Raw genomic sequence first — 2,610 nt, forward strand, 5'->3', positions numbered from 1 at the left:
GTGAATAGTGAATAGTGGGTAGTCGATCGAGAAGCTGCGTTCCAATTCCCCCACTCCCCGCTCGTGGATGAATGGTCTCGATATGTGATAATTTCAAACATATTCCGATCGGTGAAGCGATGGCAGAATCTTCAATCATCGTGGGCACAACTTCTCACCTAGAGCATCGCTCGATTCAGATTCTCTCGATCGAAGCCGATCCGGCGATTCAATCGGGGTTAATTACCTGTTTGAATCGGTTTGCCGATTTACAAGTAGCTGCGGCAGCCGACGATCCTGCTATAGCATGGCAAACCCTGACAGCAGGGACGGTAGAGATCGATCTGATTTTGCTCGGATTACCAGCGATCGATGCTCAAATTACACCAATCCAATCGAGTTTGGCATTCTGCCAGCAAGTTAAAGCTAGTGCTAAAAACTTGCCGATTTTGGTACTAATTGCCCCCCAACATCCAGCGATCGCGACAGTATTTCAATTAGGAATTGAAGGCTGTTGTTTGAGAGGGAGTTCTGTGCTCGATTTAGTGGCCGCGATCCGGCAAGTTGCTGCTGGAGAAACTAATTGGTCGCCAGAAATTTTACAATTTGTTGCTGTCGGCACCAATCCGCGATCGACTAATCCTGAAGTCAGCTTACTCGATCGGTTGCGATTGTCTAGCCTCCAGCAAATCGAACGCACTTTAACCGAATTAGAAACCCAACTTCAGGGTGAGTTATCGACATTCGATCGCTTAATTCTCACCGGACGTCGCCGCGAACTGAATACCGCACGGTGGGTAATTAAACGGCTTTTGCCCGCCGCATCTTCGCCAATAGCACCACAAATTACCTCGATCGACCTACCGCTGACATCTGTTCCAGTCGATCAATTAACTACCGCAGAGCATGCGAATTTGGTTGCCCAAACTCTCTTCGATCGCATCGCAGCCAAGTTGCAATCTAGTCTGGAAAATCTCACTACCACGCCACTGGAAATTGATATCCTCCGACTAGAAAAGAAGCGGGAGTTGTTTTATCTCATCTTACGCAAATTTGAAGGATTACTAGAAGAATTACGCTTTTCCCAAGTAACGATCGACCAGTTATCAAGCAAACAATCCACAATTTTGCAAGATTTGTGGGCGGCCGTGACGACCGACTTTTTGGGTCGATATTACACCGAATCGATTGACAATCGAGAAGTGGAAATTATCCCCACACTGCTGCGAGATGTCGCGATCGTTGAAACTGAAATTCTTGCCAAAATTCCACAATCGATCGAGTTATTTAATTACCTGCTATTTAAATTGCCACTGACGATCGATAATGCTAGTTTTTCCGCTGGTAGTATCGCCGCCGAAGAACGTGCTTGCGCCCTGTTAGAAAACCTGACGATCCAGATGGCTAATGCTGTCATGCAACCCGTACTCAATCGCTTTGGCAATTTAGAATCGCTCAAAGCTAACTTTTACGATCGTCGCTTACTCTCTAGTCGCGAGATCGAACGATTTCGGAACGATCTATCGTGGCGATATCGGCTCGAACGCTATGTTGGCGAGCCGCAAGCAATTTTTGAGAGTCAATATCGCTTATTTGTCTTCACAACTTATGGGATCGATCGCATTGCCATTTATGCACCACGTCCGCAAGAATTAGCCACACTATCGGGACTACCTTTTGCAGTCACGCTGACCCTCGAACTTCGCGACGCCCTGTTACCACGATTGCGATCGGCTACGACCTTTTTCGGTAGTAGTATTGTCTATTTATTAACAGAGGTGATCGGGCGAGGAATTGGGTTAATCGGTCGGGGCATTATTAAAGGAGTGGGTAATATTTGGCAAGAAAGCAATCGCAGTCGGCGGTAACGATTTCAAAAGTTAATACTTAAGTGTAGGCGTAATTAAACTGACAATGACGAAATCGCTCTCATCCCCCAACCCCCTTCTCCCAATACTGGGAGAAGGGGGCTAAGATCGGCTCCCCTGAATGGGGGTGAGGGCAAAGGGCTGGATCTCACATTTAATTCCACCTGCCTACTTAGATCTAATTTCTAATTAACTATCATGCAAAATACCAGGCTAAATACATTCATCGATCGCCTTTTTCAACAGTTCACCCAGTGGGTGGAAAATCCCTGGCGACGATTGTCGCTCTTGGCGATTAGTTTGCTATTTGGCAATTTTTTGGCTTCCGCGATCGCCACATCCACCGGCCAAAGAACCGATCTAGATGTGTTTATTGCCGCGATTATTTTAGCGATCGTCGAGGCGATTTCGTGGCTGACGTATGGAAGTACGATGGGTCGGCGCAAGTTAGGCGAAAATAATGCCTTCCTGGGTCAACGCCCGATTGTCGTGGCGATCTTAAATAGTCTCAAACTCGGACTGGTTTACGGCTTATTTGTCGAAGCCTTTAAATTGGGGAGTTAATGGCGATCGCACTAATCTTTGGTGCGTTACGCTTGCGAGGTAACACACCCTACGACTTCCTGTGAAAGTCAGGGGTAGAGGGTAGTATAATAAACCTCAATATCGAGCAGAGAATCATGACCAAATACGTGCTGTGGGGTAGTTATTGTGAAGATGTCGTTAATAAACGCGCACCATATCGAGAGGCACATTTAGCCGG

At 46.8% G+C, this 2,610-nt stretch carries 2 protein-coding genes; both read left to right on the forward strand.

Features of this window, described 5'->3' with window-relative positions; genetic code table 11:
* Positions 1–119 precede the first annotated feature (119 nt).
* The gene (locus RMO84_RS18315; protein ID WP_310489874.1) at positions 120–1,847 is read left to right on the forward strand and encodes a DUF3685 domain-containing protein; all 1,728 of its coding nucleotides are present in this window, start codon (positions 120–122) and stop codon (positions 1,845–1,847) included.
* Positions 1,848–2,045: 198 nt separating this feature from the next.
* Entirely contained in the window at positions 2,046–2,411 is a 366-nt protein-coding gene (locus tag RMO84_RS18320) for a DUF565 domain-containing protein (protein WP_310489875.1), read from the forward strand.
* Positions 2,412–2,610: the final 199 nt, after the last annotated feature.

The sequence above is a fragment of the Chamaesiphon sp. VAR_69_metabat_338 genome (assembly GCF_031423935.1).
Lineage (GTDB): Bacteria > Cyanobacteriota > Cyanobacteriia > Cyanobacteriales > Chamaesiphonaceae > Chamaesiphon.